12 protein-coding genes and 3 pseudogenes are annotated in these 15,745 nt (G+C 47.2%); 5 read left to right on the top strand and 10 right to left on the bottom strand.

Annotated elements, in window-relative coordinates:
* Positions 1–54 precede the first annotated feature (54 nt).
* The 7 genes and pseudogenes from DYD54_RS08215 to DYD54_RS08245 form a co-directional block, all read right to left on the bottom strand.
* Positions 55–390, bottom strand: a pseudogene (locus tag DYD54_RS08215) (MFS transporter); the annotation flags it as partial.
* 369 nt (positions 391–759) lie between these two features.
* A pseudogene (locus DYD54_RS08225) lies at positions 760–2,284 on the bottom strand (NAD-dependent succinate-semialdehyde dehydrogenase).
* Between the two features lie 128 nt (positions 2,285–2,412).
* Positions 2,413–2,538 (bottom strand): hypothetical protein, encoded by a 126-nt coding sequence (locus tag DYD54_RS11810; RefSeq protein WP_256594039.1) that lies wholly within the window; start codon positions 2,536–2,538, stop codon positions 2,413–2,415.
* 251 nt (positions 2,539–2,789) lie between these two features.
* Entirely contained in the window at positions 2,790–2,921 is a 132-nt protein-coding gene (locus DYD54_RS11815) for a hypothetical protein (protein ID WP_256594040.1), read from the bottom strand.
* Between the two features lie 88 nt (positions 2,922–3,009).
* Complete coding sequence (locus DYD54_RS08235) at positions 3,010–4,314, bottom strand: serine hydrolase domain-containing protein (protein WP_063514506.1); 1,305 nt, start codon at positions 4,312–4,314, stop codon at positions 3,010–3,012.
* 294 nt (positions 4,315–4,608) lie between these two features.
* On the bottom strand, positions 4,609–5,817 hold the full coding sequence (locus DYD54_RS08240; protein WP_063514507.1) for an NADH:flavin oxidoreductase/NADH oxidase family protein: 1,209 nt from the start codon (positions 5,815–5,817) through the stop codon (positions 4,609–4,611).
* Positions 5,818–6,099: 282 nt separating this feature from the next.
* Positions 6,100–6,984: a 3-hydroxyacyl-CoA dehydrogenase gene (locus tag DYD54_RS08245; protein ID WP_063514508.1), complete on the bottom strand. Its 885-nt coding sequence runs from the start codon at positions 6,982–6,984 to the stop codon at positions 6,100–6,102.
* Positions 6,985–7,356: 372 nt separating this feature from the next.
* Here DYD54_RS08245 and DYD54_RS08250 point away from each other — a divergent pair, with 372 nt between their 5' ends.
* A complete protein-coding gene (locus tag DYD54_RS08250) occupies positions 7,357–7,845 on the top strand; it encodes a YajQ family cyclic di-GMP-binding protein (RefSeq protein ID WP_063514509.1) in 489 nt (162 codons plus the stop codon).
* 107 nt (positions 7,846–7,952) lie between these two features.
* On the opposite strand, the gene DYD54_RS08255 is transcribed toward DYD54_RS08250, so the two are convergent.
* Entirely contained in the window at positions 7,953–9,002 is a 1,050-nt protein-coding gene (locus tag DYD54_RS08255; protein ID WP_084260675.1) for an enoyl-CoA hydratase/isomerase family protein, read from the bottom strand.
* Between the two features lie 175 nt (positions 9,003–9,177).
* Between DYD54_RS08255 and yaaA the strand changes: the two genes are divergently transcribed.
* Entirely contained in the window at positions 9,178–9,960 is a 783-nt protein-coding gene (yaaA, locus tag DYD54_RS08260) for a peroxide stress protein YaaA (RefSeq protein WP_063514510.1), read from the top strand.
* A gap of 81 nt (positions 9,961–10,041) precedes the next feature.
* Here the strand turns inward: yaaA and pta are convergent.
* Positions 10,042–11,079 (bottom strand): annotated as a pseudogene (pta, locus tag DYD54_RS08265) (phosphate acetyltransferase); the annotation flags it as partial.
* Between the two features lie 519 nt (positions 11,080–11,598).
* Positions 11,599–12,786 carry an acetate/propionate family kinase gene (locus DYD54_RS08270; protein WP_063514512.1) on the bottom strand — a complete coding sequence of 396 codons (1,188 nt, stop codon included), beginning with the start codon at positions 12,784–12,786 and terminating at the stop codon, positions 11,599–11,601.
* Between the two features lie 243 nt (positions 12,787–13,029).
* Here DYD54_RS08270 and lptM point away from each other — a divergent pair, with 243 nt between their 5' ends.
* The 3 genes from lptM (at position 13,030) to dapF (ending at position 15,720) form a co-directional block, all read left to right on the top strand.
* On the top strand, positions 13,030–13,170 hold the full coding sequence (lptM, locus tag DYD54_RS08275; RefSeq protein WP_080945935.1) for an LPS translocon maturation chaperone LptM: 141 nt from the start codon (positions 13,030–13,032) through the stop codon (positions 13,168–13,170).
* A gap of 45 nt (positions 13,171–13,215) precedes the next feature.
* Positions 13,216–14,553, top strand: a complete 1,338-nt coding sequence (lysA, locus tag DYD54_RS08280) for a diaminopimelate decarboxylase (RefSeq protein ID WP_063514513.1) — start codon at positions 13,216–13,218, stop codon at positions 14,551–14,553.
* A 264-nt stretch (positions 14,554–14,817) separates the two neighbouring features.
* Positions 14,818–15,720, top strand: a complete 903-nt coding sequence (dapF, locus tag DYD54_RS08285; RefSeq protein WP_063514514.1) for a diaminopimelate epimerase — start codon at positions 14,818–14,820, stop codon at positions 15,718–15,720.
* Positions 15,721–15,745 lie beyond the last annotated feature (25 nt).

Consider the following 15,745-nt stretch of genomic DNA (forward strand, 5'->3'; position numbering starts at 1 on the left):
ACATGTTTAACTATCATTTATCTCTCCAATGATTTAACATTCCGCCACATCATCAGCAAACTCCTCGCTGACATAGGCGATGGTAACGACCGTGATGCCAGGCACACAAAGCCCCTGTAAAAATCGCAACAACTTTACTTGATTGATGCTTTCGGTCATGCCCATCAATGCCGTTGGTATGGCAAGCAACAACAGACAGCCCACCATAAAGACCTTGCGACCGATGGCATCTGACAACATACCCATGAATGGCGAGACCAAGGCGACCGCCATCACCGTCATACCCACCGCCAAACCCACCTCCACTTCTGTGGTGGCAAAGTGTCGTATCAGCGTCGGCAATATCGCTTGAATGGCATAAACCTGCAAAAAAGCAAACATACCAATCATCGCAATCATCAGCTTTAATAACAATGGTGGTGAGGATTTTGGAACAACCTTGATTATTGACATGAAATCACCCAAATTAAACAGCGACCACAAACCCACCAAACTCCCACCATGCCCAAGAGCGGTCTGTCGTGATCAAATAAGCACAACGAAGCAGCGTCAATCATGCTTTAAAATCACCAAGCTTACAACCCCATCAAGAACAAGCTGCCTTGATGGGGTTGTAAGCTTGGTGCCAGATTGCTTGATGACAAGCCTGCTTATTTGGTCAACTTCACAACTAAGCCTGCTATTTGATGAGTGATGAGCCTATTTTGTGCATGGTGATGCAGCAAGTACAGCACAATCCAAAGGCGATGTGCCGACTTGTCACTCGCTGATGTCTACCGACCAAAGCTTGGTTACCACATACTCCTCGATGCCATATTTTGAGCCTTCACGCCCAAAACCTGACTCTTTGACACCGCCAAAGGGGGTCGCTTCTGATGAGACCATGTTGGTGTTTTGAGCAACCATGCCCACCTCCAAGCCTTCGGTCACTCGCCAGGCTCGTGCATGGTCTTGAGTATAAAAATACGCCGCCAAGCCCTGTTTGGTGTCATTTGCTCGCTCAATCACTGATTGTTCATCATCGAACACAAACACAGAGGCTATCAGTGCAAAAATCTCCTCATTGGCGATACGCATGGCATCTGTCACATTGGTGATGATGGTCGGTAAAAAGCAGCCAGCGTGCTCTTGGTGAGTTGTGCCGCCTGCGACCAATGCCGCCCCCTTGTCCAATGCATCTTGAACCAATGAACGGGCATTATTGACCGCCTTTTGACTGATGAGACAGCCCAAATCGACATCACCAAACCCATTACCAACGCTCAAAGCAGCCACCCTATCGCTCAGTTTTTTGATGAACTCATCATGAATGCCGCGCTGCACATAGATGCGGTTAGGACAGACGCACACTTGACCGGCATTGCGGTACTTGGCAGCCATCAGTCCATTGATTGCTTTGTCCAGATTGGCATCATCAAAGACGATGAATGGTGCGTTACCACCCAATTCCAGCGACAGTTTTTTGAGCGTTCCTGCACATTACTCCATCAAAAGCTTGCCCACTCGGGTCGAGCCTGTGAACGACAGTTTTTTGATGTTGGCGTCTTGGGTCAGTACTCCACCAATCACGCTCGGCTCACCTGTAACGATTTGGAGGACGCCTGCAGGCATACCTGCTTGAATGGCAAGCTCGCCCAATGCCAGTGCAGAAAAAGGCGTTTGGCTGTCTGGTCTGACAATCATCGAGCAGCCAGCCGCCAAAGCAGGAGCGACTTTACGAGCCATCATTGCCGATGGAAAGTTCCAAGGCGTGATGGCAGCACACACCGATGGGCTCTTTTAGGATGATGTGGCGTAGATTTTTATCCTTAGCGGCGATGGTGTCGCCATAGATTCTTTTGCCCTCCTCGGCAAACCAGCGAATCAGACTGCTGGCATAGTGAATCTCATTGGTTGACTCTTTTAAAGGTTTGCCTTGCTCGATGGTCATGATGATGGACAAATCCTCGATGTGTTCATCGATGAGTTCTGCCCAGCGATTCAAGACAACGCCGCGTCCATGTGCCGTTTTTGCTGCCCAAGCCTTTTGTGCTTGTTTTGCAGAGCAAATGGCGGCGGTAACTTCATCGACCGACAGATTGGGTACGGTGCCGATTTTTTCGTCATTAAATGGATTGAACACATCGATGCTCTCACCAGATTTGGCGTCTTGCCAAGTGTTGTCAATCAGTACCGCTTGTTTGAATAAATTTGAGTGAGTCAATCTCACGACATTCTCATTTTTGGTAAAATGTTGCAATCTTTGGTGCGGTCGCTGAGCGTGATGGTCGGTTGCTTCAAGCATGATGTTTGCACACGGTTTTTGTGATTTTAACATCACGCTTGTCTTTGGTATAACTTGCCAATCGGCAATACGGCTTGGGGTTAATTCAATGGTTTTACTGACTGTGTTTTTTATCGTGTTGCTTGTCATCATGTGGCGACTGGCTTTGTCATGTCCCACTCTTGGCAGTCAAGGCTGGACTGTGGGTCAATCGAACGCTTTTTTGTCCACAATTTTTGTAGTGCGACATTGCACGCCCAGAGAACGCACTGCATCGCCTGACCAACCAGTGATGTCTTGTGTGATGAGTACACGCTTTAAGATGGTTGTTATTGGCAAAATCCGACATCAAAGAATCACCAGCCTTCAATCAGTCACATTCTTGCCACAAAACACGCCAAGCCATCAAAAGATAGCACACCTATCATGGACTGTCAAGAAACCACACATCAAGAACCGTCGGCTGTCAAAGGACATCAAAGCCACTCATCGTTGTCCATCAAACACATCTTTTTGAACCAACTTTTTAAAGGCAAACGCTCATCTTAGCTGTCACGAACCAGTCATTTGTGATGGCTGATGCTTGGGCTAAACCCACAGCATCATAACAATCGCTCATCAACAATGCCAATAAACCCATACCGACCGGTTGTGTCATCAAAGCCCCCTTTGGTAACACTAAAAAAAGAAGGGGTAAGACCCCTTCTGATTGTATTTGGTGTGAACCAGCAGATGCAAACTCATGCTCATTTTTTCATCAAATAATCTGCCATTGCCTGATAGGCTGGTAGAGAATATTTGTCGTTGTGGGCGTTGCTTGCCACAGGGTTGGACGACATACGAGCGATGACCATCTGGGCTTTTGGGTCGATGTAGATGGCTTGTCCGTACACGCCTCGTGCCATGAAAGCATTGTTGGCGTTGTGAGTAACCCACCACATATTGCGGTAGCTCCAACCTTTCAAGTTAGGATAGCCACCTTTACTAAACAAGGCACGATTACCACCTCGCTTGATGTCATCGATAACCGCCTTAGGAACGATTTGCTTGCCATTAAAATGCCCATCACGACGCATCATTTCACCGAATCTTGCCATGTCTTGCAAATTGATGTTCAAGCCACCACCCAAAAACGGCGTACCCACACTATCCACCAAGAAATAACCCTCATAATTAGCACCCAAAGGCTGCCAAATTTTCTCACTCATGAGTTCTGCCAAATCACGACCAGTCGCACGGGCGATGACCCAACCCAAAACATCGGTGTTGACGGTCTTGTATTCAAAGGCAGAATCGTGACGACCTTGCTTTTTGACACCCGTTAGGTATTCATAGAAAGTCTTAGCCCCTTGGTAACCTTCTGGCTTAGGATAAGGTGAACCTGCCATGTTGTATTCCCAAATGTCTGCCTTAGGGTCGGCATACTCCTCTGAATAATCAAGGCTTGCCGTCATGTCCATGACTTGACGCACGGTGGCATCGCCCCACGCACTGTCTGCCAATTCAGGCACATAGTGTTTGACGAGCTGTTTATCATCAATGACGCCTTCATGTACCAAAGTGGCAGCAAGCGTACCAGTAAAGCTTTTGGTGATGGACATGATGATGTGCTGACCATTAGGCTTTAATTCGCCCAGATAGTTCTCATAGACGATTTTGCCTTTGTGGAGAACGACGACGCCATCGACATAGTTTTTATCCAGACTCTCACGCCAAGTGATGGGTTGTTTCTCGCCCATCGGTACAAAGCGTACATTGTCAATCTGTGAATCGATGGCATAGTCAAAGCTGTGACGGTCTTTATTGATGACAGGCATCGTCTTGGTCGGCATGAACTCACGCACATGGCTATAAGTGTAGCGAGTGGCAGGAAACTGCGTAGCGCTGCCATCAAAAAATGATAACACTTTGTCTTTGGGTGGTGGCGACCCTGCCATGAAACCAAGCTTGTCAGGAGTAGTCTCGGCGGCGGTCGGATACTGTTTGTCTGATTGGGCGTGTGCTGTCATGGTCAGGCTCGCTGTCAAAATTGCCAAAGTCAGTTTTTTCATAAAAGCTCCTATCTAAGTTTAACAAATAATGAGTAAATAAAACATCTTTACAATCGCCAAATGTGGCACCATCAGCAGGTCTTATGTCAATCATCAAAAAAAAATGTCAATTGTCAAAAAAGTTGGTGCTATCAGACCACTGATTTTAGATGATGCTTCGACCCGAAAAATCCTAAAGGTTTGCAGTCTTATGCCACAGCACTTAAAAGCTTAAAGTCTGATTGTGTGCTCACACAGACATTGAGCCAATCATACTGCCTTAATCACTGCTTTTAATAGCGTCTTGATGGCATTCTAGCTTCTGCCTGTGGTCAGCTTCTCCTCACCAGCACCCTGCAACCCTTGAACGATGAGCATTGGGTCAAGATTGGGGTCGGGGTCAATGCCGTGAGCAATACGCTTCATCTGCACCATGTACCAAGACAGCTCCAAAAACGAACCAACATTTTCATCAATCTTGGCATTGCCTGTTCGAATCGGCGTGATTTGTATGGTGTCATAAGTGCCTTTTTGCATCTGATGCGGCATATCAGGCTGCATGATGAGTGGGCGACCCACCCCCACAAAGTCAAGCTCGCCACTACTGATTGCCTCATTCATCGCCGCCTGACTTCTAAACCCGCCCGTGATGATGAGTGGCGTTGTGCTGACATCGCGCACCTTTTGGGCATAGTCCATGAAAAACGCTTCTCGCTTCTTAGTACTGTCTTTTGCCCCCATCATGGCTGGACTTTCATAATTACCGCCAGAGATTTCAATGAAATCTATGCCAGCTTCTGAGAGTTTTTTGACCACCTCAATGCTGTCTGATTCTTCAAAGCCGCCTTTTTGAAAGTCGGCGGAGTTTAATTTGACACCCACCAAGAAGTCGCCACCAACTGCACCTCGCACAGCCTCGTACACTTCCATCAAAAAACGCATACGCCCGTCGAGACTGCCACCATAACCATCATCTCGCACATTGTGATGCGGCGATAAAAACTGGCTAATCAAATAACCGTGAGCCGCATGAATTTGTACGCCCCCAAAGCCTGCTTGCTTTGCAATTTTAGCGGTATTGGCAAATTGGGAGACGATGGTTTTGATTTCATCGGTCGTCAAGGCACGAGGCGGATTCATTTTATCGCCCATGCCTTGTAGGGTAACCGCACTGGGAGCGACAGGGGCTGGATTGACATCTTTGCTCACTTGCTTGCCTGCGTGGTTGATTTGCATGATGCACACGGTGCCATCGGTGCTGCCAGCCGTTGACCATGCTTGCAACCGTTCAAGGTCGCCATCGCCATCCACCACGACATCGCCCACCGACCCTTTGCCCTCACGGCAAACAGCGACATTACCTGTTACCAAGATGCCACTGCCACCCCTCGCCCAAGCCTCATAAAGCTTGGCGTGTTCATCGGTGGGACGGCTGTCTTTTGCCAGACCCTCCTCCATGGCGGATTTAAAGATGCGATTTTTGGCGACTGTGCCATTGGCAAAGGCAAACGAATCAAAGAGCATAGCATTCCTTAATGATTTAACAACAATCCTTCACGAAAACAATCAAGAACGGTCATCAAAGACCAAAGTTCATTAAAATTCATTTTAAAACCTAGGTAGAGCTTGACAAAACTTAGAGCCTGAAACATTTAAAGCCTGAATCTTTTAAGTCTCAAATAAGCCTTAAAAAACAAACAACACACAAGGTCTTTACAAGCATTCTACACAAAAAACCCAACAATCACATCAAGCAATTGTTGAGTTTTGTTATCATCACGGTAAACAATCGTAAATTAGCACAACTTAATCAATACGATTGCCATACTCATCGTAATCATAAAACCCTCTATTAACCTCTTTACCAAAGCGTCCTTTGTCCAGATACTCGTTTTTAATCATCTCCACAAAACGCTGACTCAAAGGGTCTGCCGATGACTGTGCCTTGACTGAATGAATGGCATACACGGTGCGCAGCCCAACGATGTCCATCGCCTCAAACGGACCAAAAGGTGCACCAGTCGCCATACGCCATACCTTATCAATATCTTGAAACTCTGCCACTCCATCTGCCAACAGGTGGCTGGCAGCGTGTAATAAAGGCACAACAAGACTATTCATGATGTAGCCAGCGTGTTCTTTTTTCACCTCAACAGGCACCATGCCCATCTGTTTGCCAAATTCAAGCGTTGATTGGACACACGCAGGGTCGGTGTCGGCGGTGGCCATGATTTCCACGATGTTTTGCACCCAAATATTATTGGCAAAGTGCATCGCTAAAAAGCGAGATGTGTCACCAGAAGCGGCAGCGAACTGGCTGGGCAACAGTGTTGATGTGTTGGTGGCAAAGATGCAGTCTTGTTTGGCGAATTTGCCCACTTGCGTCCATACTTGGCGTTTAAGGTCGATGTTCTCTGGAACAGCTTCAATGACGATGTCGGCGTCCTTGACCGACTGCTCTAGGTCTGACGACTGTGTCAAATTGGCAAAAGTCGCCCAAATCGCATCGTCATCTGCTCCCAAATCACGGCGATAGTTCTGTGCAAGTTTGTCAAAACGCATTTTTGCCGCTTGCAGTGCGTTGTCATCGATGTCATAGCTGATGACTTTGGTGCCATGATACGCCGCTTGAAAGGCGATTTGTGCTCCTAATACACCTGCACCCAAGACGGTCAATTGCTGAATACTCATACGCTGTTACTCCTGTTGGTCGTCATGAATTTTTTGAGCTTTAGGATTTTTGGTGGTATTCTGTGATACATGAGTTCATCACCACCAAAAACCATTAAAAACCCAAGCTGTCCAGCTCTTCATGTCTGCGATGTTTGCAACATGAACCATGTCAATCAGCATAAATCAAAAAATCAACGAAATCAACCAAGATTCACAAAACTTTACAATCGGTAGCAATGCGGTCGCATTGCCACAAAATCATCGCTTTTCCTGGCATTGTGTGATACCATGATTTTTATGAAGCATCAGAATTGGGCATCTGAACAAGACGCAGCCAATCAAGCACCCAGTCTATATCAACAAAACAACCACCCATCATAAGGAATTCTCATGCCATCATTTGACATCGTTTCAGAACTCAACACCCAAGAGGTACGCAATGCCATCGGCAATGCCGAAAAAGAGATTGCCACTCGTTTTGATTTTAAAGGCAGCGACATCACGATTGAACTTAACGACAAAGCCAAAACCGTCGTCATCACTACCGACAATGAACTACAAGCAGACAATGTCTATGCCATCTTTGAAAAACAGCTCATCAAGCGTGGAGTCGATTTGCAAAGTCTAGACCCTCAAACCAAAGCTCAATCAGGCAAGCACACCAAACAGACCATCAATCTAAAAGACGGTCTAGACTCAGACACCGCCAAAAAGATCAGCAAAGCCATCAAAGAGTCTGACCTGAAAGTCTCAGCGAGCATACAAGGCGACAAAATCCGTGTGTCGGACAAAAAAAGAGACAATCTACAAGCCTGTATGGCATTTTTAAAAGAAAAATCATTTGGCGTGCCATTACAATTTAATAATTTTAAAGACTGATTACCTATTTGGTACACACAAGTCAACGCACGCAAGATGACTTTGGCAATCATTGGGCAGCAATCACGCACCAGCACCGACAATGACCCTGTGAATGTCCGAACCCCCTACACGCAGTCTCCAAAAAACCCATCAATATATCCCACAGGCATATCGGCAAGCGTATATCGCCATTTGGGGTTTTTGTCTTTATCGATGAGTAGGGCTCGCACCCCTTCTTTAAAATCTCCACGCATGACGCAATTTACCGCGACCTTGCGCTCCATGTCGAACATCTCGGCGATAGAGTATGGCTTAACCTCATGGTAAATACGCCATGTTAGTGCCTTGGTGGTGTCAGAGCCTTTGGTATAGTTTTCAATGGCAGACTTGATGAATTCACTATCACCTTGATAACCACGAAGTGCGCGATCCACATCAGCCAGCGACCCTGCATTCATGAGTGCACTGATGGCATGGAAGTCTTTTAGGATTTGGCTGTCGTGGTCTGGCGCTTGATAGAATTTGGCTAGGATTTGATTAAGCAGTCCATGATGATCACCTTGCCAGTCGGCAGACGTGAGCGCCTTAATAACATCACCATAGCTGTCTGGTGCTACATAGACATCCGCAAGCCCTAGATATAGCGCATCCACTCCAGAGAAGCGCGCGCCGGTAAGCCCTAAGAATAGCCCAACCTTACCCATCATACGGTTCAAAAACCAAGAGCCGCCCGCATCAGGGAATAAGCCTATCGACACCTCAGGCATTGCCATCATGGTCTCACTCGTGACTGCCTTGTGACTACATGCCGACAACAGACCCAATCCGCCGCCCATGACCACGCCATGACCCCATGCCAAGATTGGCTTGGGATATTCATACAGCATCTGCATGAGCCCGTATTCATGTTCAAAAAATTCCTGAACATCGCTTAGACCTGTCGCCTGTGATAGTGTCTTGATGTCGCCACCGGCACACAATGCGCGCTCGCCAGCGCCACGCAGCACTATGGCAACCACACTCTCATCATCTCGCCAATCGCTAAAAATCCGCATCATCGCCTTTACCATGTCTAGGCTTTGGGCGTTCAGTGCTTTTGGGTTATTTAAAGTGATGATGCCGATGGATCGACCATCATCGATGGGCAATTGTTCGGCTAGGATTAGATCTGTCATGGCGACTCCTTAATTCACTGATTTATCATTCCTTGGACGGGTTAAGCATATCAAATTTATAACACCCAATCAATCCAGCAAGCCACCAAAAACGTGGCGATTGGTAATTTAAATTTTATATTTTTGGTATTTTTGCCTATAATAAGATAAATTTAACAACACAATAGGACGTACGATGTATTTTTTATTATCCCCTGCCAAAAACCTAGACGAAAAGACTGCCCTGCCACTTGAGCTAGATGATCAATACAGTGAGCCTGCTCTCATCGAAGGAGCCATTGAGCTCATGAAAACCCTAAAGACAAAAGACGTGCTCGACCTACAAGAACTCATGCACATCTCTGCCAAGATTGCCGAATTAAATGTCGCACGCAATCAAGCTTGGGCTTATCCTTTTGATGATAACAAAAAACCTGCCGTCTATCTGTTCGATGGTGATGTCTATACTGGACTGGATGCTTATCAATTATCTAAAGAAGAAATTTTATATCTTAATAAACACTTAGGCATCTTATCTGGTCTGTACGGACTGTTGAAGCCTTTGGATTATATGCTGCCCTATCGCCTTGAGATGGGCACCAAGTTTAAGACACCAAATGCCGATGACCTGTATCAATTCTGGGGCGACACCATCACTGATTTGATCAATGAACGCATTCAAGACAGCGGCTCTGATGTCTTGGTAAATCTTGCCTCAACCGAATATTATGGCGCAGTCAAACCAAAAAACATCAACGCCACCATCATCACGCCAAAATTCCTTGATCAAAAAAATGGCAAATACAAGATCATCAGCTTCTACGCCAAAAAAGCCCGCGGCATGATGGTAAATTTCGCCACCAAAAATAACATCACCAATCCTGAAGACCTAAAGAAATTCGACAGCGATGGTTATTATTTTGATGAGGCGTTAAGCAATGATGTCGAATGGGTGTTCAAGCGCGATGAGCAAGCTTAATATAAATTATTGCCATTCAAATCAAAACTCGCCCAATAAAAATCCCGCCATCGAGCAGGGATTTTTATTGGAATGGACGTCTTATTGACCAACCGCCTGAATGGCAGTCAATGCAATCGTATAAACAATGTCATCCACCAAACAGCCACGAGATAGGTCGTTAACAGGTTTGTTTAGGCCTTGTAGCATCGGACCTACGCTGATCACACCTGCAGTTCGTTGTACCGCCTTATAGGTGGTGTTACCCGTGTTCAGATCAGGGAAGATAAATACATTTGCCTCGCCTGCCACTTGTGAGTTCGGTGCTTTTTGCTTACCCACAGATGGTACAGATGCCGCATCAAATTGTAGCGGGCCATCAACTTTTAGGCTTGGCGCTTTTTCGCGAACGATTTGCAAGGCTGATTTTACCATTTCTACGTCTTCGCCCGAACCTGAGTTCATGGTAGAGTAGCTGATTAGAGCAACTTTAGGATCAATGCCGAATGACTTGGCAGATTCAGCTGACTGGATGGTAATCTCAGCCAGCTGCTCAGCGGTTGGATTTGGATTCACCGCGCAGTCGCCATAGACCACCACTTGATCAGGCAGTAGCATGAAGAACACACTAGATACCAAGCTGTACTCTGGCGCGGTCTTGATCAGTTGGAACGCTGGGCGAATCGTATCAGCAGTCGTGTGTACCGCACCTGATACCAGACCATCCACGTCGCCAACTTGTAGCATCATCGTGCCAAGATAGACGGTGTCTTGAAGTGCTTGTCTTGCACCCTCTTCATCGATTTTGCCTTTGCGACGCTCTACCATTGGTGCGACATATTTTTCGATCACGGTAGCTGGTTCGATAATTTCGATGCCGTCAGGCAGAGTTACACCGCGCTCATCCGCCACCGCACGAATCTTATCAGCGTCGCCAAGCAGAACACATTGAGCGATGCCACGACTTTGGCAAATCGCTGCCGCCTCGATGGTGCGCGGTTCATCACCTTCTGGTAGAACGATGCGTTTTTTGGCGTTCTGAGCAAGGCGAACCACTTGGTTACGGAATGCATAAGGAGACAACTTTTGGGTGCGATCAGCGGTTTTATAAGCCTCAAAGGCATTGCTGTCAATCTCAGACAGATTACCACCGTTGTCAGTGCGTGCCAATACTTGAACCTTGCCTGACAGCTCAGCAGTGCCAATTACACCCCAGATACGCTCACCTTTTAGACCACCGAACACAGATGCAAAGACAGGCAGGCGAGTATCACTATCACCCACTAAGATCACATCCGCATCAAAGCCTGTCGCAAGCTCACGGTTTACACGGTTGGCATACGGTCTGCTCTCATCAGCAAGTACACCCACAACCACGCTGATGGGTGCTGACTGCTTGGCGATGACCGCCTCTAGTAGGTCGTCAAGGTTGTTATTAGCAATCGCACTGCAGAATTCTTCATGGCTTGGTGTCGCAACAATCTCGCCAACAACTAGGCTAGCGACACTTTGAGACAATGTTTCCATGTTGATCTGGCTGGTGGTAGGAACTAGCAATACAGTTTTCATTTCATATCCTTTATTAAATTTATCAATAAATATAAGTCGTAAAATCAAGCAAAAAGTCAGAGCATCACAATCTGACTTTTATGATTTGATTTACAAGCCTAGAACTTCGCGAGTCTCGCTCATGATTTGGAATTCTTCATCAGTTGGGACAACCCACAGCTCTACAGCAGAACCCTCAGCATGGAAGCTGCCTTCAGCACCACGTGACAATTCAGCATTCTTCGCTTCATCCATCTTGATGCCAAAATGACGCAGATGAGAGACCATTTTTGCACGCATGCCAACAGCATTCTCGCCCACACCGCCTGTGAAAGCAATACCTGTAAATGTAGGCAGAGCACAGCTTAGGCTGGCTAAGTATTTTGCCACACGATACGCGAAGATCTCCAATGCCAAGACGGCATCTTCATTACCTTCGTTTGCCAACTGCTCAACCGTTCTCATGTCGTTCGATACACCTGATACGCCTAATAGACCGCTCTTTTTATTTAGCAGTGTATCAACCTCTTCGATAGACAGACCCAGCGTGCGATGTAGATGAATGTGCAAGCTTGGATCAACGTCACCTGAGCGCGTACCCATCATCAGACCTTCAAGCGGCGTTAGACCCATAGAAGTATCAAGGCTCTTGCCATCATAGACAGCCGTCGCCGAGCAGCCATTACCCAAGTGGGCAACCAACCAGCCTTGTTTGTCGCCCTTATTGGCAAGTTCACTTGCGCGATTTGAGACATAATTATGAGACGTGCCATGGAATCCATAACGGCGAATTTGATGCTCTGTATAAAGATTTTTAGGAATGGCATAACGATAAGCGTGAGCAGGCATCGACTGATGGAATGCCGTGTCAAAAATCGCTACCTGCGGAAGCTCTGGGAACAGCTCATTAATCGCATGGATGCCCGCAGCGTTAGCAGGGTTATGAAGCGGCGCTAGGCTGGCAAGCTCTTCAATGTGAGCTAGAACTTCTGGCGTGATGATGGTTGCCTTGGTGAACTTGTCGCCGCCATGCACCACACGATGGCCTACCGCCACAGGCTTGTGATCAGCGATCAGCTCACCTAGGATAATTTTTAGCGCTTCAGTGTGTGCGCCAGAATTTGGGATGTTGATATCTACTTTAGACCCATCTAGGTTTTTGTGCCTAATACGAGCATCGGCATTGCCTAGCGCCTCAGCAAGACCCTCGATACGTTGTTCGCCATCCTCACTGATTAGGGCGTATTTTAGCGATGATGAACCGCAGTTTAAGATTAAAGTTGGGTTGTTAAGTGCCATTATGTCTTCCTTAAATGTGGGTTGAATGCGCGGCCTTGGCCGAATGAATCTTTGGCATTATAACATAAAATTATCAAAAGTCTTTAGGGAAAATTAAAGGATTTTGGGTAAATATTTTGTTTTGATTTTAATCAATTTTTGTCTTTTAAATCATGTATTTGCGGTGTATTTTTATAAAAGTCGTTGGTATTTTGGCAAAATTTAGGTAAAATAATTTTTCAATTTTAAGCCTATCATACATCAATGAAAACAGTCATTTTATCCATCACACTTTGTGCATTATTAACCGCCTGCGGTCAAAAAGGCGCACTCTATCTTCCTACCAAAACCACACCCACAGAACCCATCAACGAAACCATCAGTACCAACCCGAACGACTACTAATAACTATTACAATCATCCATCATTCATACGGATCATTAATTTATCATGACTTTTAGCCCTGTAAGCCAAACCCAAGACGGCGCGATGTCAATTGATGCCGCCAAGCTGACCGAATACTTGCCATTCATCGAATATCAAGACAACACACTATACATCGATGGTGCAGACACGACAGAGCTTGCCAGACTATACGGCACGCCGCTGTATGTGTATTCTAAGAACGCATTGCTTGCCAATTATGCCGCTTATGTTGAGAGCTTTAGCGCGCTCAACGACGTGCAAATCTGCTACGCTGTCAAAGCCAACTCCAATCTTGCCGTTCTGTCAGCACTTGCCAAGGCGGGTGCTGGTTTTGACATCGTATCGACAGGCGAACTTGCCCGCGTCATAAGAGCAGGCGGCAACCCAGCCCAAATCGTCTATTCTGGCGTCGGCAAGACCGCATCGGACATCCAAACCGCCCTAGAAGCAGGCGTCGGCTGCTTTAATGTCGAAGCCTTGAGTGAGCTAGACACCATCAACATTGTCGCCGCAGAACTAGGTAAGAAAGCACCGATCGCACTACGCATCAATCCCGACGTAGACGCCAAGACCCACCCTTATATCTCAACGGGCATGAAGGATAATAAATTTGGCATTGCGCATGATGTGGCGATCTCCGCTTATGAATACGCCAACACCCTGCCGAACCTTGACATCATCGGCATCGACTGCCATATCGGCTCTCAGCTAACCGAAGTCAAGCCTTTCGTGGATGCGCTTGATAAGGTAATTGAGCTGATCGATGAATTATTCACTCGCGGCATTAAGCTGTCTCATGTGGATCTAGGCGGCGGACTTGGTGTGCGCTATATCGATGAGAACCCTGCCAGCGTCCACGAGTTCGCTGAAGCACTGCTGCCCAAATTACTCGCTCTACAAGCCAAATATAAGCTAGGCTTACACCTGGAGCCAGGGCGCAATATCGCCGCCAATGCAGGTGTGCTGCTCACGCGCGTAGATGTGCTTAAACCCACCGAGCACAAAAACTTCGCCATCGTCGATGCCTCCATGAGCGAGCTGATTCGCCCTGCTTTATATGAGTCAGTCATGGCAATCATCCCCGCCAAGCTTACAGACACTCAAGATAACGAACAGCCTCAAGTGTGGGACGTGGTCGGTACAGTCTGCGAGTCGAGTGACTTTCTGGGTAAAGAGCGTGCACTGTCTTTGGAGGTTGGTACACTGCTGGCGGTGACTGGTGCTGGTGCGTACGGCTTTACCATGGCGAGCAACTACAACAGCCGCCCTCGTCCTGCCGAGGTTATGACTGACAACGGCGCTCATCGCTTCGTACGCGTCCGTGAGAACCTAGACGACCTATGGCGCGGCGAACAACTCTAAACTGCCGACCTGAATGCACCGATGATTCGGTGCATTTTTTTATGCATGTGAAGCATCTTGATATTCATCAACTTTTCTTTGATGGCTTTGGCGTTGCCCGATGATTTTTGGATGGCAAAATTCTTTTACAATTTAAATCGCATTCACCAAAACATTTGCCAAATTCATTAGGCAAATCAGCATTCATCTGTTAAGATAGACATACGAGCACACGGACGTAACCAGATAAAAGGAATTAGAACTTAGAGCTAAAAAGGAGTGATGATGTTAATTGAATTTACCAAAATGCATGGGCTGGGCAATGATTTTATGGTGATTGACCTAGTCACCCAACGCATGAATCTCACCACTGACTTGGTGCGCCTACTTGCTGATCGTCATCTTGGCGTGGGCTTTGATCAGCTGCTTATTGTTGAGCCACCAAGTCGTCCCGACGTAGATTTTAAATATCGAATTTTTAATGCTGATGGCACAGAAGTCAGCCAATGTGGCAACGGCGCTCGTTGCTTTGCTTCCTTCGTTCAAGCGCGTAAATTATCCTTTAAGCAGCGTCTGCGCGTGGAGACGGCCAGCGGCATCATCACTCTGACCACTGATCGCTATGGATGGGTGCAGGTTGACATGGGCAAACCCAAATTTGATCCTGACGAGATTCCATTTGCACCAAAGGCGATCACCAAGGTTGGCAACTCGTACCGTCTGGTCGTGGATGGCACGCCTGTTCAGCTATATATCGCCAACATGGGCAACCCTCATGCCGTCATCAAGGTGGACGATGTACTCACCGCTGATGTGGGGCGTCTGGGACGACTACTAGAGTCGCATGAGGCTTTCCCCGAGCGCGTGAATGTCGGGTTCATGCAGGTGGTGAATCAGCGACACATTCGCCTTAGAGTCTATGAGCGCGGTGTGGGTGAGACCCAGGCGTGTGGCACGGGCGCCTGCGCAGCTGTGGCGACAGGTATTCGCGAAGGCTGGCTGGATGAAGGCGTGGACATTCGCGCTCAGCTATACGGTGGTAGCCTTGCGATCCGCTGGCAAGATGGCTACTCTGTGATGATGACAGGCCCAACATCATTCGTCTATGAAGGCGTGTTCAGCCCCGATGGACTTGCCACTCAAGCAGGCATCAATCTCACCCCCGACAAATCAGACGACTACCAATAACCCACAAAAAAGGCGTAATTAATGC

The sequence above is a fragment of the Moraxella ovis genome, assembly GCF_900453105.1.
Lineage (GTDB): Bacteria > Pseudomonadota > Gammaproteobacteria > Pseudomonadales > Moraxellaceae > Moraxella > Moraxella ovis.

Coding starts and splice junctions, on each gene's coding strand:
- DYD54_RS11810 (WP_256594039.1), bottom strand. CDS start 2,538: ATGCAGTGCGTTCTCTGGGCGTGCAATGTCGCACTACAAAAATTGTGG.
- DYD54_RS11815 (WP_256594040.1), bottom strand. CDS start 2,921: ATGACACAACCGGTCGGTATGGGTTTATTGGCATTGTTGATGAGCGAT.
- DYD54_RS08235 (WP_063514506.1), bottom strand. CDS start 4,314: ATGAAAAAACTGACTTTGGCAATTTTGACAGCGAGCCTGACCATGACA.
- DYD54_RS08240 (WP_063514507.1), bottom strand. CDS start 5,817: ATGCTCTTTGATTCGTTTGCCTTTGCCAATGGCACAGTCGCCAAAAAT.
- DYD54_RS08245 (WP_063514508.1), bottom strand. CDS start 6,984: ATGAGTATTCAGCAATTGACCGTCTTGGGTGCAGGTGTATTAGGAGCA.
- DYD54_RS08250 (WP_063514509.1), top strand. CDS start 7,357: ATGCCATCATTTGACATCGTTTCAGAACTCAACACCCAAGAGGTACGC.
- DYD54_RS08255 (WP_084260675.1), bottom strand. CDS start 9,002: ATGACAGATCTAATCCTAGCCGAACAATTGCCCATCGATGATGGTCGA.
- yaaA (WP_063514510.1), top strand. CDS start 9,178: ATGTATTTTTTATTATCCCCTGCCAAAAACCTAGACGAAAAGACTGCC.
- DYD54_RS08270 (WP_063514512.1), bottom strand. CDS start 12,786: ATGGCACTTAACAACCCAACTTTAATCTTAAACTGCGGTTCATCATCG.
- lptM (WP_080945935.1), top strand. CDS start 13,030: ATGAAAACAGTCATTTTATCCATCACACTTTGTGCATTATTAACCGCC.
- lysA (WP_063514513.1), top strand. CDS start 13,216: ATGACTTTTAGCCCTGTAAGCCAAACCCAAGACGGCGCGATGTCAATT.
- dapF (WP_063514514.1), top strand. CDS start 14,818: ATGTTAATTGAATTTACCAAAATGCATGGGCTGGGCAATGATTTTATG.